This window comes from Endozoicomonas sp. (assembly GCF_965196975.1).
Taxonomy (GTDB): Bacteria; Pseudomonadota; Gammaproteobacteria; order Pseudomonadales; family Endozoicomonadaceae; genus Endozoicomonas.
The window spans coordinates 2,084,486-2,106,439 of sequence record NZ_OZ239981.1; the positions used below are offsets into that span (position 1 = coordinate 2,084,486).

At 47.3% G+C, this 21,954-nt stretch carries 15 protein-coding genes and 1 tRNA gene; 9 read left to right on the top strand and 7 right to left on the bottom strand.

What is annotated here, in order from left to right; genetic code table 11:
* Positions 1–26 precede the first annotated feature (26 nt).
* The gene (queA, locus tag ACOCLE_RS09315; protein WP_419537187.1) at positions 27–1,055 is read right to left on the bottom strand and encodes a tRNA preQ1(34) S-adenosylmethionine ribosyltransferase-isomerase QueA; all 1,029 of its coding nucleotides are present in this window, start codon (positions 1,053–1,055) and stop codon (positions 27–29) included.
* 350 nt (positions 1,056–1,405) lie between these two features.
* Here queA and ACOCLE_RS09320 point away from each other — a divergent pair.
* Positions 1,406–1,492, top strand: a tRNA-Leu gene (locus ACOCLE_RS09320).
* A 333-nt stretch (positions 1,493–1,825) separates the two neighbouring features.
* Here ACOCLE_RS09320 and ACOCLE_RS09325 read toward each other — a convergent pair.
* On the bottom strand, positions 1,826–2,386 hold the full coding sequence (locus ACOCLE_RS09325) for a hypothetical protein (protein ID WP_419536474.1): 561 nt from the start codon (positions 2,384–2,386) through the stop codon (positions 1,826–1,828).
* Positions 2,376–3,881 (bottom strand): IS66 family transposase, encoded by a 1,506-nt coding sequence (gene tnpC / locus ACOCLE_RS09330; RefSeq protein WP_419532963.1) that lies wholly within the window; start codon positions 3,879–3,881, stop codon positions 2,376–2,378. Before tnpC ends, ACOCLE_RS09325 begins: the two co-directional genes overlap by 11 nt.
* A gap of 74 nt (positions 3,882–3,955) precedes the next feature.
* Between tnpC and ACOCLE_RS09335 the strand changes: the two genes are divergently transcribed.
* Positions 3,956–5,932 (top strand): NERD domain-containing protein, encoded by a 1,977-nt coding sequence (locus tag ACOCLE_RS09335; RefSeq protein ID WP_419536475.1) that lies wholly within the window; start codon positions 3,956–3,958, stop codon positions 5,930–5,932.
* Between the two features lie 293 nt (positions 5,933–6,225).
* Here the strand turns inward: ACOCLE_RS09335 and ACOCLE_RS09340 are convergent, their stop codons facing one another.
* Positions 6,226–6,654, bottom strand: coding sequence for a DUF5412 family protein (locus ACOCLE_RS09340; RefSeq protein ID WP_419536476.1), 429 nt, complete (start codon positions 6,652–6,654; stop codon positions 6,226–6,228).
* 217 nt (positions 6,655–6,871) lie between these two features.
* Between ACOCLE_RS09340 and ACOCLE_RS09345 the strand changes: the two genes are divergently transcribed.
* Positions 6,872–12,058, top strand: a complete 5,187-nt coding sequence (locus ACOCLE_RS09345) for a RecQ family ATP-dependent DNA helicase (RefSeq protein ID WP_419536477.1) — start codon at positions 6,872–6,874, stop codon at positions 12,056–12,058.
* Positions 12,059–12,384: 326 nt separating this feature from the next.
* A complete protein-coding gene (locus ACOCLE_RS09350) occupies positions 12,385–12,996 on the top strand; it encodes a helix-turn-helix domain-containing protein (protein WP_419536478.1) in 612 nt (203 codons plus the stop codon).
* 162 nt (positions 12,997–13,158) lie between these two features.
* On the opposite strand, the gene ACOCLE_RS09355 is transcribed toward ACOCLE_RS09350, so the two are convergent.
* Genes ACOCLE_RS09355 through ACOCLE_RS09365 form a run of 3 tightly spaced genes read right to left on the bottom strand, consistent with a single transcriptional unit; the run spans position 13,159 to position 15,371 of the window.
* The gene (locus ACOCLE_RS09355; RefSeq protein WP_419536479.1) at positions 13,159–14,202 is read right to left on the bottom strand and encodes a nickel/cobalt transporter; all 1,044 of its coding nucleotides are present in this window, start codon (positions 14,200–14,202) and stop codon (positions 13,159–13,161) included.
* A gap of 9 nt (positions 14,203–14,211) precedes the next feature.
* Positions 14,212–14,952 carry a DUF1007 family protein gene (locus ACOCLE_RS09360; protein WP_419536480.1) on the bottom strand — a complete coding sequence of 247 codons (741 nt, stop codon included), beginning with the start codon at positions 14,950–14,952 and terminating at the stop codon, positions 14,212–14,214.
* 26 nt (positions 14,953–14,978) lie between these two features.
* The gene (locus ACOCLE_RS09365; protein ID WP_419536481.1) at positions 14,979–15,371 is read right to left on the bottom strand and encodes a MerC domain-containing protein; all 393 of its coding nucleotides are present in this window, start codon (positions 15,369–15,371) and stop codon (positions 14,979–14,981) included.
* Positions 15,372–15,731: 360 nt separating this feature from the next.
* Between ACOCLE_RS09365 and putP the strand changes: the two genes are divergently transcribed.
* From putP to ACOCLE_RS09390, 5 genes are all read left to right on the top strand, one after another.
* Positions 15,732–17,222, top strand: coding sequence for a sodium/proline symporter PutP (putP, locus tag ACOCLE_RS09370; RefSeq protein ID WP_419536482.1), 1,491 nt, complete (start codon positions 15,732–15,734; stop codon positions 17,220–17,222).
* Between the two features lie 219 nt (positions 17,223–17,441).
* Positions 17,442–17,822, top strand: coding sequence for a c-type cytochrome (locus ACOCLE_RS09375; RefSeq protein ID WP_419536483.1), 381 nt, complete (start codon positions 17,442–17,444; stop codon positions 17,820–17,822).
* Between the two features lie 26 nt (positions 17,823–17,848).
* Positions 17,849–19,210, top strand: a complete 1,362-nt coding sequence (locus ACOCLE_RS09380; protein WP_419536484.1) for a D-arabinono-1,4-lactone oxidase — start codon at positions 17,849–17,851, stop codon at positions 19,208–19,210.
* Between the two features lie 119 nt (positions 19,211–19,329).
* On the top strand, positions 19,330–20,607 hold the full coding sequence (locus ACOCLE_RS09385; protein WP_419536485.1) for an alanine racemase: 1,278 nt from the start codon (positions 19,330–19,332) through the stop codon (positions 20,605–20,607).
* Positions 20,608–20,623: 16 nt separating this feature from the next.
* On the top strand, positions 20,624–21,808 hold the full coding sequence (locus ACOCLE_RS09390; RefSeq protein ID WP_419536486.1) for a DUF819 family protein: 1,185 nt from the start codon (positions 20,624–20,626) through the stop codon (positions 21,806–21,808).
* The last annotated feature ends 146 nt before the right edge of the window (positions 21,809–21,954 follow it).

The window sequence follows — 21,954 nt, forward strand, 5'->3', positions numbered from 1 at the left end:
GTGCATCAAACTCTGAAAATATCCTGTTAGCCAGCCTTTCGGGTCAGTAACATGGCATCGCCGTAGCTAAAGAAACGGTACTTTTGTTCAACTGCTTCTTTATAAGCACCCAAAACGTTTTCCCGTCCGGCAAATGCACTGACCAGCATTAATAAGGTGGATTGCGGAAGGTGAAAATTGGTCACCATCAAATCCACACTGCGAAACTCATAGCCCGGATAAATAAAGATGCTGGAATCCCCCTGGAACGGTGCAATTTCACCGGATGCAGAAGCCGACTCAAGGCTTCGCACCGAGGTTGTACCAACCGCAACAACACGATTACCTCTGGCACGGGTTTCCCGTACCGCCTGACAGACGTCTTCAGAAACTTCGATATACTCTGCGTGCATCACATGGTCTTCAATCTTTTCAACCCGAACCGGCTGATAAGTTCCAGACCCTACATGCAGTGTCACAAACACTTTTCGAACGCCTTTTGCTTCAAGGCGCGCCAGCAATGCTTCATCAAAATGAAGCCCTGCGGTTGGCGCAGCGACTGCGCCGTCCCTTGCTGCAAACACCGTTTGGTAACGCAGCCGATCACTGTCACCGTCTTCACGATCAATATAAGGGGGCAGCGGCATATGACCGTGTTCAAGCAGCAGTGGTAAAACTGACGTTTCAAAACGGAGAATAAACAGAAAATCCCGGCGCCCTTCAACGACAACTCGCACAGCACCGTCCGCCAGCAATAACACAGAGCCTGGTTTTGGCGATTTGCTGGCACGTACCTGAGCCAGGGCAAGGTTATCTTCTACCACCCGCTCAATCAGCACCTCAATTTTGCCGCCGGTCTCTTTCTGCCCGTACATTCGGGCAGGAATCACCCGGGTATTGTTCAGAACCAGCAGATCACCAGGCTCAAGAAGGTTTTCTATATCAGAAAACTGTTGATGCTCAATCTCACCGCTATTGCCATCAAGGCACAGAAGGCGGCTCCCGGTACGGTCTTCTGCAGGAAACCGGGCAATCTGCTCATCGGGCAGATCAAAATCAAAATCACTGACTTGCATGGACAATCCGGTGGTTAATGTCTTCATTTCCATAAGCAGTCCACGCCTCTCATAGAACAGAGCGTAGAAAAACCAAGGGAACCAGTCGCTGGGAAACCAGTCGTAATAAAAAGCACGGAAGGATACTGCAAAACGAGGAAGGTGTCAGGAGGGCTATCCCATGCAACGTTACGGACTTACCTTACTTTTTTGCTCTCGCCGCTCAATAACTGCTTGATCTCAATAATCTCTTTGATATACTTCGCCGCACTTGAGCAACCGCCACTTCGCCAGCAAATCTCAACGACCCACTCGATGAGAAAAAGCTTTGAAATCAGCGAACAGATGACATAAGCTCAGCCATATCAAATGCCAGTGTGATGGAATTGGTAGACATGACGGATTCAAAATCCGTTGCCTTTGCGGGCGTGTCGGTTCGAGTCCGACCACTGGTACCAATTTAAAAAGCTCTAAACCTACATGTCCGTGATCACGTATTTTGTCCGTTTGGACAACTTCTACGAAAAACTCCCATTTTTTTATATTCTCTTTTCATAAAAGCGGACAGCTTTTTGAACATAAATGTTCATTTCACTTCAAGAAGCGGACAGTTCTAAGGAAAAACTTCCGGACATCTTTCGGCAAAAAAATTTTGCAATAACAACAACCCAAAAAATGTGATTTTTAAGATTGATCAGGTGGTGAATAATCTGGCTGCACATCACGCAATAGCCAGATTCACCAAAGGGGATTTATCTTAGGAAATTCAGAAGGGAAAAAACGCTCAAGACTTATAGCTTGTCAGTGACCTCTCGCCATATTTTAGTAAACTCTCCAAAACCAAAATTTTTCAGCTGATTTTTCAAAGCGGCTCTCACAAAGTTATGAGAGGGAAATACGCCACCATCCAGTAAATACTGACAAGCGCCCTCAACTAGCAAGACTTTACTTTTATTACGAGCGTCCCGCTTCTTCGCCCGAAGCTTATTATTCTTCGCAACCAGTTCGGCAGATTTTTCTGGAAAATGATAACGGAGATAGCTCACTCCAACCTTAAGCTGTTCCGCTATCTGGTTAACCGAAATAATCTCATTGTGATTTTTAACAATATTCGTTAGCTGACGTTCAACCCAATCACGCTGGTCAGCATTATCATAAGATTGCCGTCCATCAAGTTCTGCCAGTTGCGCAGCTGGGTTAATCCGCTCATGGTGAAACAGCAAGTCTGCCGGACTAACCTGAACAGCAACACAAAAATTCAGAAAAGTACTCAATGTTGGTCTAGTTCCACGCTTACCATCAGAAAACCATTGACTGATCGTTGCTTTAGAGAAAGAGTAACTATTCAGCACCCAGCAAAGGCGTATTGTTGTAATTTCGAACCGCTTTAAGAAGCGCCTGAAATATGTTCAACCCCTGCTTTTTAGCAGATGATAAATAGCTTCGGATTCGGGTAAACATGGTACCTCCGTCTTCGCTTCTGAAGCAGCCTGAGATCTTCTGCTTAAGTTTGGCCATCCTGGCATCACGTTCACTGCCATTGTTATCGAAGGGAATTGAAAAGTCCGACATGAAGCGCAACGTTTCAACCTTAAACTCAATAAGCCTTTTGAACAGGTTGTAGGCCTTGGTATTCCTGACCTTCTTACGTCCAAGCACCTGTCGTTGTTTTTCCATATAAGCGGTTTCCTTCGTGAGAGCCCTTTGAAGGATTTGGTCGTATATCGTCTCAATGCGAAGCTGTATTGCACCAGGCATTTGAGTCAGACCGGCTGCTTTGTATTTCTTGCAGAAGTGCCAGGAGAGCGTAAGCAATTTCATCAGCCGCAGAGCCAGCTTATTCGCATCCCTATCGACAACTCCCTGAAGCTCTCTCAGATGATGGGCATTACAAAGCACATGCACTGCCGCATAGGCAAAGTAGGACTTCCAATGATCGTGAACCAGAATGCCTGCAAAAGTCAGCAGGATGCCCATTGCATCCATTGCTTCACAACCTCGCCTTTCTGAGAGGTAGTAAAGCGTCCATTGGTCATCTCGCATAATGTGTAACCACCACAGTGAACCGTCAACCCGCATGCCAGTTTCATCCGCTCCTGCAACCGGACTTTCTTGTAAAGCATCGCGGATACTCTGCTCAGTAGAGGCCAGGTTCTCATGGGTATAGGCAACAAAATTGGCAACAGAGCCTGCGCTGACACTCATGCAATAAATAGTATTGAAATACTCAGACACCCGGTGATATGGGATGAAGTGATACTGGTTTAAATGAACAGCCATTGCCTGAGTCACTTCTCCGTATTGAGCAGCGGCTTTCACTCCTTGGGGAAACTCAGCGGTGTTCCGTTTACCACAAGGACATACTTTAACGTCTGCCCAGTACGCGGTAACTTCAAATTCTCCGGGTCTACCTGGATCAAAAACCTGTCGCTCAATGTATTTGGTGGGTTTAATATCGATAAGCGAAGACTGGCAACAGCAACATTTTTCAACCTTCAGATGCCTGACATAATCGGGTAAGGCGACACGTCTCAAACAAGAGCCTTGATGACCTTTCTGGCCACCTGGTTTATTGCCTGAAGATGGTCTAAGGCTTTTGGGGTTCGGTGTTTCCTGTGAGGAGCAGGGGGCTTCTTTGGAAGATGTATCACCTTTATCACTCCCTTTTTTACTGGGCTTTTGATAACCATCTGACGATGGTGGCTTACTACTGTTTTGACTGTTTTTATTAACCCTTTCTTCCAGTTCGCTGCAACGTTCCCGTAAAAGCGCATTCTCGGTCCGAAGCTCTTCATTCTCTTTAAGGAGAGCTTCGGTAAACGGAGTAGCTGGGAAGTCTGGTTCCATACTGGAGATTTGTTAGAAAAATTGAGTATAAGATGATGGTCGAAAAATCAGAAAATTCCAGATTTATATGAAGGGTGCTGAATAGTTACATATTGCTTACCCGGGTAGCCAGCGTTTCCCCGAAAGTTATTGTTCGCAGCGTGCGTTACTCGGGCATTATTCTTGATAAGCAATCAATCCGTTGGCAAGAACTGCAAGCCATCAATGAAGAACAGAACGAATGCTTTGCTGAATTACTGGAACTCCGGCAAGTTTTTCTGGAAGCACACCGCGATCGAAAAAAGCTGGTTGATGAAAAATGGCAGCCCTTGAGTAAACTTGAGCCTCTGGAGATACTTTGCTATTCCAGCCTTTTTGCCTTCGATCAACTAATGCAAGGTGATCTCGAGATAGCCGGTGATCGTGTTGGCCAGCAAACTTTATGGAAGTCCATGGGGAGAATTCTTCAGCGATCACTTCAAACATCGAAACTGATATCTCTCAGGCCCACCGAGAGGGCTATCGGAAAAACATTAAAGACACACCTGTCACCAATTCTCTTTCCAAGTCGAACCGGCCACGCGCCCAGGGCATTTGAACGATACAAAGCATTCTTTGAGCTATTTTATGCCCAACTGGAACTGGATCGTTTTTTGTCGGAAAGTGTTGATGCCTTCTGTTTCGACGATACTTCCAAATTCAGCGTAGTCGATGGTTCAGCAATACTGGACGTTATTGATCCAACAGCCAAAGAAAAGTGGCTGGAAGGCAACAATAAATTGCTCACCCTACATGGCTATTGGTTTAATCGGGGCTGGCAAGCTTTCGAAGCCTCCGAGATGTCTAAACAGATAATCGGCAGACCAGAAAACCATGAATCCAATGCGATGTGCGTGATAAAAGCGCTATCCGGCACTTTTGAGTTGCAGGAAATATACGGTATTAGCGATGCCATCACCACTGACAACGGACTCAAGGTTGATACTTATCAGGCATTACTGGCCAGCCATCTCATGTCGGCCTTTTTCAAGGAGGACTACGTTGAGCCTTTTCATGAAAGCCTCGACCAGGGCATGGAGTGGAATGAAGCCTTAACCATGCTGGCCTTCAACGGGCTGGTAGAGGGTATGCAAAATCGCCTTCCATTTACCTGGTCTAACGAAGAGGACAAAGCCAGAAATATCCTTGGATGGACCGTCAGTAAAGAGCACCCCAAAGGCAGTATACAGGCGGCAAAAGCCATTCTTGATTTCTGGACAGCCGACCTTGGCAAACTGGCTAAAGAGGCAAAAGACAACCCGGGAACCAGGATACCTGAGCTAAATGAACGCCCATTTCTTAGAATGGGAGAGTACGCCTTTCAGGTGCCATGGATTATAGCCTTCCAAAATAACTCGACAGCGGCTATCAATAACCTGAGACGAGTCGGTTCACACCGAGATGAAGCCAGAAGTGAAACTGGGCAGATCGAAGAAAACTTGGCTCAAGCGTTTAAAAAAGCCGGTTTCAGGGTAATGACAGGATTTCAACCTGCACCTTCCTTAACTACGAATCCCGGTGAGATCGACCTGATTTGTTATAAAGATTCTCACCTATTGGTTATTGAAGTGAAATCCACATACCTGCGAAGTTCTGCCAAAAGCATTTGGCAATATAAAACACGCACTCTCAGAAAAGCCGGTGAGCAGGTTCAGCGAAAAGCGGAGGCAGTACAAACTTTACTGGTTCAGCAACCGGATGATTTTCAAACCCTCAATATTAGTGACACGTCTAAGCTTCAATTCCATCACTGGATTGTTGATACAACGATTGAGTGCGATCATGAGTTATTCTCAGGAGCACTCAAGGTCTCAATGCAGGAAATTCTAATAGCGTTAAAAGACGAGGCTCATCTTCTTGTTGGGTCTCCCATCCCAGGCTACGAAGGACCATCTATCTCTCAGACACTCTACCCCAGTGGGTTTGATGTAAAATCCTTTACCAACATGATTGAGAACGACTTTATTTGGCAGCAAACCCGAGAGGCGCAAAAGCAGCCCAACGCTAGGCTTTTCAACTTAGGTACTGATTAAGTTCTGTTATAGAGTCACATTAACGATATAACTCGACAAAAATACCCACTTAACAAGCAGTTCAATATATGAGATAACCCTACTGCTTCAGCTCCCATAGCAAGACGGCGGCGTGTAGGCTTGCTATGCGTAGAGTCAGGTGTGTCTTGAGCCTGCCTGATTTCACCTGAGGCATTCGTTTCAGCACCCACTTCAGAACGACTAGGTGTAGGTCTGTCGTGCGTAGAGCTGGTTTTGCCTTGACCCTTGCCAGTTTCACCTGAAACACAATCAACATAACCATTTATGATGGTCTATGCTGCTAGCTGTGGTGCTACTGCATAGACAACCTTTACTCTGCCATCGCCCTTTAAAACCGTTACCGCATTAAACTCAGAACCATCCAGGTCACGATGAATAATAAGAACATCATTGCCCTGCCAGCTGATCACAGGTGCGGACTCTTTTGGATGACCAGCAACGATGTATATATTGCCTGATTCATTCACTAAGTCATCAGCCCCACCAATGATTGAAATCTGTGTACTGAAGTCTGTGGTGGCTCCGCAATCCCGTTGAAAAATAACAGCCTTCCTAACTCCATCTGGACTGAGCATCGTTTCAAACGTTTCATTCCCACACATGTCTACCAAAAGCAGTATGACAATACCAATCACTGAAATGGCAATGACTATGCTTGCCAGAGTCATCATCCAAAACCGTTTTTTCGTCAAAGCCATCATGGGTTAATACCTGCACTTCAACTCTCCCAAGAAGAAAGTTCTAACTTTAGCCAATCGTCTTTAGTTTCATCACTACTGACAGTGTTCATTCGGTAATAAAAAAGAACGGTCACAAGGTTGGGATCGCTTCGCACTGGAATCAGGATTTTTTAGTGGATATAACTACCAATCCCTCTTGAATTATATAAACTGTCGTGTGGTTAATGGACGACAGAATATGCCTGATACATCCGCACTTGCCTTGCCTGAACAGCTAAAGAACATTATTGCTTTAGATCTTGAGACCACTAAATATGGAGACATTCGTCACATCGGCGCAATGACCTCTGATGGTAGCAGCTGGCAGTCCAGGCAATGTGATCAAGGCAGACTGCAGGATACATTAACAAAGCTTGATCAATTCTCGCAAAACTCCCGATTCCTCCTGGGCCACAACCTGATTGGCCATGATATTCCTGTCCTGAAAGCCATTAATTCATCCCTGGATATCCTGAAAAAGCCTGTCATTGACACCCTGTTTCTATCACCGCTGGCCTTTCCTAAAAATCCATATCATCGACTGATCAAAGACTACAAGCTGGTTCGAGATGCCATTAATGATCCTGTGGCTGATGCGCGACTGGCGTTATCCATTTTTCAGGAGCAGTATCAAGCCTTCCAGAGTATGGCTAAGTCTGAACCAGACCTTCTACGCTTTTACCACTACTGTTTTACTACTGCCAAAGTGGTATCCGGAGAAAGTGACTGTGACGGGCTGGCAGCAGTGTTTCACTCTCTGGTAGATGATCCTTACCAATATGATTGGGAAGTTCTTAAGACATTAATCAACCTCTGCAAAGGGTTAGCCTGCCCAAAACAGATTAAGCGTATTGCATTACGCTATCTGCCCAAATCGAATATGCGGGCAATGCTGCCCTATTGTATTGCCTGGCTGAAAGTATCAGTTGGAAACTCGGTGCTTCCACCCTGGGTACGCAATCGTTTTCCAGAAATCCCCACCATGTTAAAACAACTGAGGGATGTCCATTGTGGGAATGATGATTGCGCATTCTGCCAAGAAAATCATGATCCCGTTAAACAGTTGCAACAATATTTCAATTATCCAGACTTCCGCTTAAGTAAAGACGGTACACCTTTGCAACGAAATATCGTTCAGGAAGGCATGAATGACCAGTCTCTTCTTGGCATTCTTCCCACCGGGGGCGGCAAATCCATCTGTTTCCAAATCCCCGCCCTGGTTCGTTATCATCGGCGAGGCCTTCTGACAGTGGTGATTTCACCACTTCAAGCCCTGATGAAAGATCAGGTTGATAACCTTAAAAAGAAAACCGGCTCTATGGCCGTTGGTGCGATCTATGGCATGCTGACACCTCCCGAACGCGGAGCCGTGCTGGAACAGGTCCGCATGGGGGACATTGGGATTCTCTATATCTCCCCGGAACAGCTGCGCAATAAATCGGTGATCAATACATTAAACCAGCGGGAAATCGGCTGTTGGGTATTTGATGAAGCCCACTGTTTATCAAAATGGGGGCATGATTTTCGCCCGGATTACCTGTACTGCGGACGGTTTATTCGGGAGCAATCAGCACAACTGAAGTTACCGGTTCCCCCTGTCGCCTGTTATACCGCGACTGCAAAAACCGATGTTATTGATGATATATGTCAGCACTTCAGAGATCGTATTAATCAGGAGCTCCGATTATTCCAGGGCGGCGTTGAACGAACCAATCTGTCTTATGAAGTGCACCTGGTCACTCAAGCCTCTAAACATGCTCGTGTGGCAGAGCTGATTGAAGAACGACTCCCTGAAACAGGGAGCTGTGTAGTTTACTGCGCCACCCGCAAACATACCGAAGAGTTAACCACATTTCTGGCTAAAAAAGGTCTGGATGCCACTTACTTTCATGGCGGGCTCGATGCAGCCAAAAAGAAAGAAGTACTCGAACATTTCATCGAAGGACACCCACCAATCATTTGCGCAACCAATGCCTTCGGTATGGGCGTTGACAAAGATAACGTCCGCCTTGTGGTGCATGCAGACATTCCCGGTTCTCTTGAGAACTACCTTCAGGAAGCAGGTCGAGCCGGTCGTGATGAACAACCTGCTGAGTGTGTTCTGCTTTTTGACGAGCAGGATATCGAAACTCAATTCAAGCTGGGTGCTTTGTCCGAAGTCCGACTTAAGGATATTCAACAGATTTTGAAAGGACTAAGACGGCTTGAAAAAAAGCCGGGACAGGATGTTGTCATTACCACAGGAGAACTTCTTCGCTCTGATCATGTAAATACGTCGTTTAATCTGGACGATAAATCCGCTGACACCAAGGTCAAGAGCGCCATAGCCTGGCTGGAAAGAAGCGGTTTTATGGAGCGCAATGAAAATGCCAACCAGGTGTTTCAAGGCAAACCGCTCTTCGCCACATTGGAAGAAGCGGCCCTCAAATTGGACAAGCTGCAGCTGTCTCCTTATAAGCGGAAACAGTGGGAACTGATCATCAACGCACTGATTAATGCTGACCCTGACGAGGGTCTCAGTGCAGACCTGCTGGCAGAGCAAATTGGCAGGGAGATTAAAGATGAGAATCAGCGTAATGAGATCAATACCACGCTTGTCATGGATATTCTCAACCAGATGGGGGATGCAGGCCTTGTCTCCAGTGGCTTGCTGATGACTGCATTTCTGCGCCCAAAAGGAAGAAACAACGCACGGGCAAGCTTTAAAAAGCTGTGTGAGCTTGAACAACAGATGGTTTCAGCTCTGCAGGAGGAGCACCCGGATGACCATGAGCAGAATACCCTGCCGCTGGATTTGAGAAAACTCAATCAACATTTGCTGGATAAACAACTGGATTACAGCAACCCTGATTTACTGCGTAATTTACTAAAAAGTCTGTCAGAAGATGGCAAGGGGCTCGCAGGCTCACGGGGCAGCCTTGAGTTCAACTATATCTACAAAGATCACTACAGCATTAAACTGGGGAGAAGCTGGAATACGCTCACCCAGATCATGGAACGCCGCCATACACTTGCCCAGTCGATTCTCGACGTGTTGTATACAGCACTAAAAAAAGGTGAAGAGTCATCTCAAAGTGAAGTCAAAGTTGAGTTCTCTCTAGAAACATTACGAGAAGCCATCAGTAAGGACATGACGCTGAACGTGGATCAAAGCAAGGTACTGCCTGCCATTGAGCGCGGACTTCTGTTTCTTCATGAGCAGAACATCATCATTCTTCAACATGGGTTGGCAGTTTTCCGTCAGGCCATGACCATGAAAATGAACGATGAAGCAAAGGGTCGACGCTACAACAAGGGAGATTATGACCCGCTGGCACGCCACTACAAAGCCAGAGTAACCCAGGTCCATGTAATGAATGAGTATGTGCGTCTGGGACAGGAAAACATGGTCGCTGCGTTGAGGTTGGTACAGGATTACTTTGAACAGGACAATGTGACCTTCCTGAACCGATATTTTCGAGACAGAAAGAAACTGCTGGAACTGGCGACCAGCCAGCAGTCCCTGAAGACAATCGTTGAAGATCTTGGCAACCCGCAGCAGCAGGCCATAGTGCAAGCTCCCTCAGATAGAAACATGCTGGTCCTTGCCGGCCCCGGTGCTGGTAAAACGAAAGTAGTCGTTCACCGCTGTGCTTATTTAATGCGCATCGAACGGGTGCGCCCCTATAGTATCCTGGTACTGTGTTATAACCACAGTGCAGCACTGACTCTGCGTAAACGCCTGCAAACGTTGCTGGGTAATGAAGCCAGAGAAATTACCGTGCAAACCTTTCATGGACTGGCCATGCGCCTCACCGGGGCAAGTATCGACCAGAAAAAACAACAAGACTTTAACTTTGACGAATTGATACCCAAAGCAACAGCCCTTCTGCGAGGTGAGATTCTGCTTCCGGGTATTGCCGGAGATCAAGCAAGAGAACGATTGCTCGCAGGCTTCCAGCATATACTGGTGGATGAATATCAGGATATTGATGAGTTGCAATATAACATGATCTCCGCTATCGCTGGCCGCTCTCTCGAAGATGGTGATGATAAGCTCAGTATCATGGCTGTGGGTGATGACGATCAGAGCATCTATGGTTTTCGTCAAGCTAATGTTCGTTTTATTCGACAGTTTGAGGATGACTATCAGGCTGAGCGTCATTACCTGGTACAGAACTATCGATCAACACAACATATCATTAAGTCCGCCAATAGCCTGATCTCTCATAATAAAGACCGGATGAAAACCGAGCATGCCATTGCCATTAATGATAATCGTCGTGCGCAACCAGAAGGAGGATTACTTGCCCAGTTGGATCCGATAGTGCATGGTAAAGTTCACATACTCTCTAGCGAGAATCTTGTTCACCAAACACTGGCGGTACTACAGGAAATAATCCGACTCAAAACGTTGATCCATGACCTTCGATGGCAGGATATCGCCATACTGGCAAGAAATGGCATCAGTAAACCGGAACTGAGTCATATCCGTTCAGCTCTTGAGCAGCATCACATTCCCACCAGCCTTCCTCTTGAAAGTGGTCAAAGTATACCGCTGGCGAGAGTGCGGGAGTTTCATCTCGCTCTTTCAAAACTGAATCAGCATCAGCATGAGCTTGCAAATACGGAAAAACTGAGACTTTGGCTTGATGAATTAGAGCTAAGCAACTCCATATGGCGAAGCAAGCTTTACGACATATTGGATAACTGGTCAGTCGAAAGTGGTAATACAGAGCTGCCTGTGTCCGCATTCACCACTTCACTCCTGGACTACCTGCGTGAAACTCGAAGGGAGCAGCGTCTGGGGGAAGGTGTACACCTGGGTACAGTCCATGGATCAAAAGGGATGGAGTTCAGGGTAGTCATTATTCTGGACGGAGGCTGGCAGTTACGTCATGAGATCAATACTGAAGAAGAGCGTCGCCTTTTTTATGTCGCGATGACTCGCGCTATGGAACAGCTAGTGATCATTCGCCGACATGACCAGAGCAACCCCCATCTGCCATTAACCAGCGAGAATAATAGTCTATTCCGTGAAGGCAGTTCAGAAGGGAGCTATGTGCCACAACACTACTCACTTCTAGGCATGAGAGACCTCTACTTAAGTTATGCTGGTCGGATGGATACTAACCACCCAATTCACCAGCACCTTCGCAGTATGAATGCCGGCGACCTTGTCGGGATCAGGAAATCCTCGGCTCTCATTGAGTTTCTTAATCAAGACCAACCCGTTATCTCTCTGTCCAGACAGAAAAGTCAGGACTGGCTTCAAGGCAGAACCATTCAATCACAAGGTCGCATCATAGCCATGGTCAAGCGCCTGCGACAAGACTCTGAAGAGAAGTATCAGAACAGTCATAAGTGTGAAGAGTGGGAGATTCCTGTGATAGAAGTGACTTATTAATAATTCAGATCAGTACCTTTTCTAACACAAGCCATCTACAGGGGAATGCCTTAAAGAGGTTTCCCTTGGAAAATTTACGTACCTTTGCTCCTACCCACTAAAAAAACGTAATCAGCTAATATAAAAGTATTTTTCCATACGACTTACACAAGAAAATCATATTTAGAACACAGTTAAAAAACGGACACTTATATTGCCAAATTTCCGGACATTTTTATTTCACATTTTTCGGACACATATTTGCTCAAAAGTGCAAAAAGCGGACACTTATTTGGAAATAAATCAGGCATAAAAATGGTAGTTTTGGGGCTTTAGCGGACAGTTTTATGAAAATCAGGGGGACAATTTTTCTGATCACGGACAAAGCCATCAGTAAAGGAAAACTGCGGGAAGACCTGTATTACCGAATAGCGGTTGGTCTCATTGAAATCCCCCCCTTACGGCAGCGCATTAAGGACATTGCTGTTATCGCAAAATGCGTAATCTTGAAATATGGACCTGAGTTGAAACCATCAATAACCTGCCTGGGTGACTCCGCAGTAAAGCAGCTGGAGGCACATGACTGGCCTGGTAATGTCAGGGAACTGGAAAACGTTATACGACGCAGTCTTTTACTCGCCGAGGATAAGACAACCCTTGATCGCGTCGAGATGATAGCAAGCCACCCTGTTATGCAGACAGAGCACGATCACTCCTTTCACGATGACAGGCAAGGTTCATTGAAAAATCGCCTGTCTGAGTTCGAAACCAGCCTGATTCAAAAGACTATTCAACAACAGGAATATAACCTTTCCGCCGCCGCAAGAGATCTTGAACTACCCAGAACAACGTTGATATCCCGTATGAAGGCACTGGGAATCACTCGCCCCCAGGAACAGAGGCCCACAACCCATCGTTCAGGGAAATCTACTGTGAAAGATAAGTCGTTAACCAAATGAAATCGTATTTTCTGAGTAAATGGACAGCCACTCTGCTGCGTTATAACTCTAGCCACACTGCTATGGCTATGCTCCCATTGTTGTGCCTTAGAGTGCCTATCCACTCACCCAGCAGTATTCGATTCCATTTTCACAGTTCATCGATAAATCACCATTTGGCAGCTAAAGCAGCGGATGATTAGCCACTACCTTTAAGGCTGCACTATAGAAACTCCACCCCAGTAAAATTAAAATCACTCCTCCCAATAATCGAACGTATTCGGTGAATGGCCATCTTGAATACCAACTCTCTTCATCCTCTTTTATAAGCATTTTTTCCAGCCATGAACGCCCATATTGCGCAATGATTGCAAGTATACAAACAGACAATCCTGTACCAAACCCCATCAGCAAAGTTGCCATAATCCCGAAGAAGTAAACACCGACAAGGTGGGCATAGATCAGCACAACGATGGCACCAGAGCATGGTCTAATGCCCATGGACAATACAACCAGAAAAGCTTCCCACAACGATTTATTTTTATCCGGTACATACCCGTGAGAACAACCACAACTTCCATGATGGTGTTGGTGTTGGTGTTGGTGTTGGTGTTGGTGTTGGTGTTGGTGTTGGTGTTGGTGTTGGTGTTGGTGTTGGTGTTGGTGGATTGAAATTTTCTGCTGCTCGCTCCTTTGAGACAATGTCGCCTTTACCAGACGATAACCCGTACTTAGCGATAGCATCACTCCAAGAATGATCACCAGAACATAACTGGCCAGAGCCACTCCGTTCCCATAATGACGCACTTCGGAAAACTGGTAATCTAAAACGTCTGAAAGGAGGCTAACCAGCACTATAGCCACCAGCGCCTGTATAAGAGCTGCGGAAAAGGACATAACAACGCCGGTTGTTACCTTTTCTTTATGAGTTGTCAGATAGGTAACAATAATGGCCTTACCATGACCAGGACCAATAGCGTGAAATACCCCATAACCAAAACTCAAAGCCATTAAAGAACTGCCAAAATCGTCTGTATTTTTCGAGACAGAACGTATGTGTTCACCCAGCATCGCATGAAGTTGCTTTTGCAGCATCACCACACTTTGTATGACACCGTCACACTTCCAGTAAAGCGCAACCAGCAGAATTGAAATCACACAGAGAATAATCAGGCCTGCATATTGTCTGGGCAGAGATTTACGGCGATTAACATATTGTGAAGCCATTTTGATCTCTCATAATGATGAACAACGGATCTCAACGGTCTCAGCGAATTTGATGCCTAAGCCATTACTGCTTGTTTCATTGCGATCAAGGCTCAAGGCATAGCTGATCAGATCATTGGGAGGTTCGGGAGTGATCAGTTTTTTCTGACAGGACAAAGCGTTATGACTGATGACGTGAATGTGGTCATCACTGGAATGCGCCATGGCAATATAATAGGTGGGATCATAAACCTGTAGAGTGAGCGTAGACTGTTTCAAAGTCACACCATCCCCCAAATCAAATGCCATCTCCAGCTCAAGGATATTTTCTGCTTCGCGTCGTTTATTATTTAATGAATACTCATTAGGAGTACCCATAGGAACATTGAAACCATCAATACGAAGGTCTGAAAAATAATGATAATCCCGAAGATTTCTTACCATCTCTTCGGCCCTGAACTGCAGACCCTCCATTTCATTTGGGTATTCTTTTTTCAGATCAGCCAGTGTGATGGATGAATAATAGGGATCAAACTCCCATCGCTGTATTATTTGCGTCAGTTGACCCGCATCGTTCAGGTACAGTGTAGTTTGCAGGTCAATCCAGCTATGTGGATGAGAATAGAGATCCATTGAAATCAATAACCCAAGCACAACGATTACAGGTTTTCGATAAAAACCAGTCAGCTGCACTGGAACTATCACCTTCTCAGAGACGCTTGATTTCAAGCTGAGAACCAGAGATTTGATGGCCTCTGACAGGCGGTGCATGTTGGACAACCCCAGCCAGAGAGCACTCAGTGACATTCACTGGAACGGCATAGGTGGAAGTTTCTATAATGTCCCCAGGCAATCATCAGCGAACCAAGCAGGGTTAAGATTTTCTCCCCAAGTTCACCAACAGTATCGTGACCAAAAAGCGCCGCAAAGAAGACGATCAATAATCCACTCATCCCCCAGACCATCACCGTATTGCGATTATGCTTTCGGCATCCTGCAATCAATGCGATCAGACTGGTTGGTAGAATCAGGATGACCAGTAATTGATGAAAAGACTCTCCTTCCAATGGCAAAGCCAGCAGGACCGGAAACATCAACAGAAGCACAGGCAACAGAAGACAGTGGATAATGCACAGAAAAGAGATGCTGATCGCTACTTTGTCTAAAATACTCTGCATACTTTTCATCATCAGTAGTAACCCGTAGTCAGCCCGAACCAAGATAATGTTATAACATAACATTTAAAATTCGCAACATTGCTCATTAAAGAGAAAGCTCGAAACGCGGTTGTGATAACAACCCTGATGGATCCTTATCTACATCGACTCGTAGAGTCGAGTCACTCTGTTGATTGCCGCCGCTGCAATCACTTGTCCCCAATATTCCTGGGGCCGCCGTAAACAACACGACAGTAAACTTACAAAATGGTAGGCTTTAGCAGCCTGATCCGGGGTGCTGGATGAAATACTGAATTACTCATTCTCTAGCAATATTCGGAATGTTCTTCTGGCATAACAATAAAAACCAATAACTCTAAAAAAGGACGACTTATGAATGAGAGCAGTAGTGCCATTCTAATCACCTTTATTGTCTACCTGGCCCTGATGCTGTTCATTGGATTCCGGGCCTGGAAGCGCACCAGCAATTCTGAAGACTATTTCCTTGGCGGCCGAACACTGGGGCCATGGCCTGCGGCACTCAGTGCCGGAGCTTCGGATATGAGCGGCTGGCTCCTGCTTGGCCTGCCCGGTTACGCCTTTGCCGCCGGATTTGAAGCATTCTGGCTGGCCGGTGGCTTGTTATTGGGTACCTGGCTGAACTGGCTGTTAATGGCCAAACGACTACGGGTATACAGTGAAGCGGCCGGAAACTCGGTAACTCTGCCGGAATTTTTCACCAATCGCTTCAGAGACCACTCAAAAATGCTGCAGGTGGTTTCAGCCTTTTTCATTTTGCTGTTCTTCCTGTTTTACACCAGTTCCGGACTGGTGGCCGGCGGCAAATTGTTTGAAACCGTCTTTGGTATTGATTACAGCATTGCCGTGATAGTCGGCACGCTATGCATCATCTCTTACACCCTGTTTGGCGGATTTCTCGCCGTTTCATGGACTGACCTTATTCAGGGGCTATTGATGGCGGCAGCATTGTTAATTGTTCCCATTATTGCCCTGCAGTCCGGCTCTTCAGACCAGTCATTACTCACACTGCTGGAAAACCATAATCCACACCTGCTGAACCCCTGGACCAGCGCCGATGGTGAAGCATTAACATGGATTGCCATTCTTTCCCTGGTTGCCTGGGGTTTCGGTTATTTTGGCCAGCCGCATATTCTCGCGCGCTTCGCCGGCATTCGTTCTCAGAGCGATGTTCCTACGGCTCGTCGCATAGCGGTCACCTGGAGTGGTTTATCCATGGCAGGTGCCATCCTCGTCGGTCTCGCAGGTCTGACCTATCTGAACGACCAGGGCTCTGCACTTGCCGATGGTGAGACCATCTTTATGGTTCTGGTAAATGCCATCTTCCATCCTGTGATTGCCGGCATTCTGCTGGCCGCTATCCTGGCTGCCATTATGAGCACCGCTGACTCTCAGTTGCTGGTGTCATCCTCTGCACTGGCTGAGGATTTCTATAAAGACATTCTGAAAAAAGAGGCGACCTCAGATCAGGTCATGCTTGTAGGACGTCTTGCTGTCATCGCGATTGCACTGGTGGCGCTTTCCCTGGCTTTTGATCCCGACAGTTCAGTCCTGGGTCTGGTCTCCTATGCCTGGGCTGGCTTTGGTGCTGCATTTGGCCCTGCGCTGTTAATCAGTATGTTCTGGAAGCGGATGAACCGCTTTGGCGCTCTGGCTGGCATTGTGGTTGGTGGCGTTACGGTTGTCGTCTGGAAGCAGCTGAGTGGTGGCATCTACGACCTCTATGAGATTGTACCCGGCATTCTGTTTGCCTCTGTAGCCATTGTGATTATCAGCCTGATAACCAAGGCTCCCGATGAAGAAATCACAAAAGAGTTTGAGTTGGTAAAGCAAACGATATCCTGATGGTATTTATCAAAGGGAGCAGCAATGCGCTGCTCCCTTTTTTCAGATTTCTTCTTTTTATACACACCTCTCAATGTTTGTTCTTCAGCCTTACTCTACTGACCACCATGTGTAAACGGGGCTTTTTTTTGAGTCAAAACTGTACTATGGTACAAGAAAATTAAATCATCCCGGTTCAATTCAAGCGTAGAAAGCAAACAACAATAAGAGAACCGCTTTATGAAGTTCCTGAAAACCGCAAAATACCTGACAGGTACCGTATTATTTTCTTTCCTGCTCACAGCTTGTGACTCATCGCAAATCCTGTCATCAAATGAGCCATTCGACCCGGCACTGGCCAGTCAGTTGCAGCCAGAAGATTCTCATCTATCCGCCATCTACAACCGCAGTTGCAAGGCCTGCCACACCATTGCCAATACCGGTGCTCCACTGACTGGCGACAGCCACAGCTGGGACAGTCGGATGGACAAAGGCATGGATGAGCTTCTGGACAATGTGATCAACGGCTTTGGTGGTATGCCTCCTTTCGGTATGTGCATGGACTGCGATCCCGAACAGTTTGAAGCCCTGATCACCTTCATGGCTGCCCCAGCAGAATAATAAGAAGCGAACACCAGGATATCGTTATGTTAAGTCGCCGACATTTTTTGACGTCATTAGTTGCTGTTGCTGCAGCCCAGGCTATTTCACCCACCATCAGTTTCGCTGCAGAAAAACGCCGCATTCCCTGGCGCAACTGGTCTGGATCACAGCAGTGCTTTCCTGAATTCAGAAAAGCCCCGAGCACCGTTGCGGAGCTGCAGGACATCATCACATCCTCAAAGGGAGTCATTCGTCCAGTGGGTTCCGGACATTCATTCAGTGCTCTGGTCCCTACTGATGACACACTGGTGTCTCTCAGCCGTATGGCTGGCATCGTCGATCATAATCCGGATAAATTGCAGGCCACCATTCAGGGTGGAACCCGTCTGGGTGATATTGGCCAGCCGCTGGAGGAGCTGGGTCAGGCCCTGACCATCATGCCAGACATCGATCAACAGTCACTGGCTGGCTGTCTCGCCACCGCAACCCATGGCACAGGAGCCGGTATCGGCTGTATCCCCACCATGGTAGAGGCCCTGGAGCTGGTCACCGCCAGTGGCGAAGTATTGCAATGCAGCGAACAGGAAAATGCAGAGCTGTTCCAGGCTGCCAAGGTCTCACTGGGGTCACTGGGTATTATCACCAAAGTCACCATGCAGAACTCAGCACCTTACCGGTTAAAGCGGGAAACGGTCTGGCGTGAATTTGATGAAATTCTCGAAGTCGCAGAAGACATGGCGGACAACAACCGTAACTTCGAGTTCTACTACATTCCCTTTACCGGTATGGGCTGGACCGACGTCCACAACATTACCAATGAGCCATTAGGCAGCACTGAACGACTGGATACCAATGACGGCGCCAACGACCTTAAGCTGGCCAGGGATATGTTAAGCTGGTCACCAGCCCTGCGTGAGGTGATCTTAAGTACGTACATGAAAACCATTGACGACGAGATCGTCATTGAAAGCTCCTGGAAGAATTACGCCAACGATCGAAATGTCCGGTTTAACGAGATGGAGTATCATCTGCCTAGGGAAAATGGCCTGAAAGCGCTGAAGGAAATTCGTGAAGTCCTGGAAGAAAACTTCCATGAGGTCTTTTTCCCCATCGAATTCCGTTATGTGAAAGGTGATGACATCTGGTTAAGTCCATTCTACCAGCGGGAAACCTGCTCCATTGCCATACACCGTTTCTTTGAAGAGGATTACCAGGACTTTTTCAAGGCCATCGAGCCTATCCTTCGTAAATACGACGGCCGTCCTCACTGGGGTAAACTGAACAAGCTGACTGCGCAGGATTTCTCCAGACTCTATCCAAAGTGGAAAGAGTTCAACCAGGTCCGGCAGCAACTGGATCCTCAGGGTAAATTCCTGAACCCCTATTTGAAGCAACTGTTTACCTGAACCGATAAAAAAGGCCTGGAATGGCATAGCTACCCAGGCCTGTCAGGTGCTAAGAATAGTTGCACTGGTACTACCAGTGCACTGGTCAATTATAAGAATAATAAAGGTCAATACTGACCATGACTCACAACAACACACATGATCGCTACTTTGAGGACCTGGGCCTGAGCCTGAAAAAGGCTGGCCTCTGCACCCCTGTGCTGGTGATCGATAAACAACGGCTGGATCACAATATTGGCCAGCTAAGGGAAGTCATCAATCGGGGCTTCGAGTACCGAATTGTTGCCAAGTCACTGCCGTCTATCCCGCTGTTGCGCTATATCATGGAGCGCACGGGAACCCGGCGTTTAATGAGCTTTCACGTTCCTTTCCTGATTCACCTGATCGAACACATTCCGGAATCGGATGTTTTACTGGGCAAACCCATGCCGGTCAGTGCCGTCCGATACTTCTATGACTGGCACCAGCAACACCCCTGTGAGTTTCAGCCGGAATCTCAGCTCCAGTGGCTGGTAGACTCTCTGCCACGTTTGCAGGAGTATCATGCTTTTGCTCAGGACAATAACCTGCAACTGCAAATTAACCTTGAGATCAATATTGGTCTCAACCGGGGTGGCTTTTCTGATCTTGCCGAATTCCAGCAGGCTCTCAAGCTCTTGAAAGACAGTGATCATCTGTCCCTCTCCGGATTAATGGGTTATGAAGCCCACATCACCAGGATTCCCAACCTGATCGGCGGCCCGGAGAAGGCATTCCGACTAGCGATGGAAAGCTACCGGAAATTTACTGAACAAGTACGAAAGGTATTGGGTGACCAGATATTAGAGAACCTGTGTCTCAATGCGGGAGGAAGCACCACCTACCCCCTCTACCAGGACAACGGCCTGATCAATGAAATTGCCACCGCTTCCGCCCTGGTGAAGCCCACTGATTTTGACGTTTTCACTCTGGACCATCACTCCCCCGCTGCGTTTATTGCCACCCCGGTTATAAAAGATGTCCAGAAACCCAATCTGCCCATGGCCTCAGGAATCTCAGCGCTACTGAGAATGGTGGGCCTTTCTCCGCAACGGGCGGCATTTATCTACGGGGGTAACTGGCTTGCTTCCCCCTGCTACCCCCCTGGCAGCAAACGTTCGGGATTACTTGGCCACTCCAGCAACCAGGAGTTGTACGAAATCGACAAAGACCACCCGATTCAAAGGGATGACTTTATGTTTTTCCGGCCCAGCCAGAGCGAAGCTGTCTTTCTGCAGTTTGGGAGTATTGCGTTGATGAATAACGGAAATATAGAAACCTACTGGCCGGTATTTCAATACCCGGAACCCGGCTCACCGTTAGCCAAAACCACACCCTCGTTTTCAAAGGATCTGTCAGCATCAGCCGCTGAAGGATAAGGAGTTTATTGTGTCCATGTTATTTACTGCCCTGGCTTATCTGCTGGTGCCCGCCATACTGATTATCCTGTGTCAAAAGCTCAGGCTGCTGGATAAAATCGGTGTTGTGGTGTTGTCGTTTGGTCTGGGCATCGCTCTGAGTGCCGGTTTCGACCTGCCAGCCCTGTTCGGAGAAGAACAGCTGTCATCCATTCAAATGAACCTGAGTGAAATCTCCATTGCCCTCGCTCTGCCCCTGCTGCTATTCTCTATTGATGTGAAACATTCCCTGAACATGGCCGGTGATACCATGAAAAGCATGGTCGTCGCCCTGTTGAGCGTGATGGTGATCAGTGCCATCGGTGCTGTTCTGTTTAATGATCAACTGAAGAATATCTGGCAGATTGCCGGGATGTCGGTGGGCGCCTATACCGGCGGTGGCCCAAATATCGCGGCAGTGAAAACAGCTATCGAAGCCGATCAGGACATCTTCATCACCATGACCACCTACGATATTCTGCTCTCAGCGTTATACCTGATGTTTGTCATGACACTGGCAAAGCCACTGTTTGGCTTGTTTCTCCGCCCATTTCAGTCGGACGCCAATGCCAATGATTCTGTAGATCAGGACAAATTTGCTCATATGGCCGATGAAAGCGCAAACAGCTATAAAGTGCTGACCAGCCTGAAGACCCTGCCTCAGACGCTTCAGTCGTTGCTGTTTTCCGGACTGGTGGTTGGGATCGCACTGGGCTTGTCATCACTGTTTCCCAAGTCCATGTCGTCGGTGGTTACCATCATTTCCATCACCAGTCTGGGGCTGGCAGCCTCCTTTATTCCCTATATCCGTAAGCTGGCGAATAGTTTTCAGCTGGGTATGTATCTGATTCTTGTCTTCTGTTTCACCATGGGCACCATGACCGACACCAGCATTCTGACCAATCTTAATTTGGATCTGTTTGCCTACATCGGTTTTATCCTGCTGGGCTCCCTGTTCGTTCAGGCCATTGTCTGCAAGCTGATGAAAATCGATACAGACACCTTCCTGATCACCTCTTCTGCAGCGATTATGTCAGTGCCCTTTATCCCGGTGATTGCCGGGGCACTGAAAAATCGTGAAATTCTGCTGCCTGGTTTTGCCGCTGCCATCATTGGTTATGCGCTGGGGAATTACCTGGGGGTAGCCGTTGCTTACGGGACTCGTTACCTGCTTGGCGTCTAAACAAAAGCGACTATCCCCCAGCCTGCGCTGGGGGGAACAACAGATCTTTGATGCTCCCCGCCAGACAGCAGCACCCACCTTCCTCATAACGATCCAGCACCTCACGGACGTTTTGAGAGTGACTAACTTCGACAATCTTATTGTTA

Excerpts from the sequence above, each read along its gene's own strand:
- putP (WP_419536482.1), top strand. The coding sequence starts at position 15,732 with ATGAATGAGAGCAGTAGTGCCATTCTAATCACCTTTATTGTCTACCTG.
- ACOCLE_RS09380 (WP_419536484.1), top strand. The coding sequence starts at position 17,849 with ATGTTAAGTCGCCGACATTTTTTGACGTCATTAGTTGCTGTTGCTGCA.
- ACOCLE_RS09365 (WP_419536481.1), bottom strand. The coding sequence starts at position 15,371 with ATGATGAAAAGTATGCAGAGTATTTTAGACAAAGTAGCGATCAGCATC.
- ACOCLE_RS09340 (WP_419536476.1), bottom strand. The coding sequence starts at position 6,654 with ATGATGGCTTTGACGAAAAAACGGTTTTGGATGATGACTCTGGCAAGC.
- ACOCLE_RS09390 (WP_419536486.1), top strand. The coding sequence starts at position 20,624 with ATGTTATTTACTGCCCTGGCTTATCTGCTGGTGCCCGCCATACTGATT.
- queA (WP_419537187.1), bottom strand. The coding sequence starts at position 1,055 with ATGCAAGTCAGTGATTTTGATTTTGATCTGCCCGATGAGCAGATTGCC.
- ACOCLE_RS09375 (WP_419536483.1), top strand. The coding sequence starts at position 17,442 with ATGAAGTTCCTGAAAACCGCAAAATACCTGACAGGTACCGTATTATTT.
- ACOCLE_RS09355 (WP_419536479.1), bottom strand. The coding sequence starts at position 14,202 with ATGGCTTCACAATATGTTAATCGCCGTAAATCTCTGCCCAGACAATAT.
- ACOCLE_RS09360 (WP_419536480.1), bottom strand. The coding sequence starts at position 14,952 with ATGCACCGCCTGTCAGAGGCCATCAAATCTCTGGTTCTCAGCTTGAAA.
- ACOCLE_RS09350 (WP_419536478.1), top strand. The coding sequence starts at position 12,385 with ATGAAAATCAGGGGGACAATTTTTCTGATCACGGACAAAGCCATCAGT.
- tnpC (WP_419532963.1), bottom strand. The coding sequence starts at position 3,881 with ATGGAACCAGACTTCCCAGCTACTCCGTTTACCGAAGCTCTCCTTAAA.
- ACOCLE_RS09345 (WP_419536477.1), top strand. The coding sequence starts at position 6,872 with ATGCCTGATACATCCGCACTTGCCTTGCCTGAACAGCTAAAGAACATT.
- ACOCLE_RS09385 (WP_419536485.1), top strand. The coding sequence starts at position 19,330 with ATGACTCACAACAACACACATGATCGCTACTTTGAGGACCTGGGCCTG.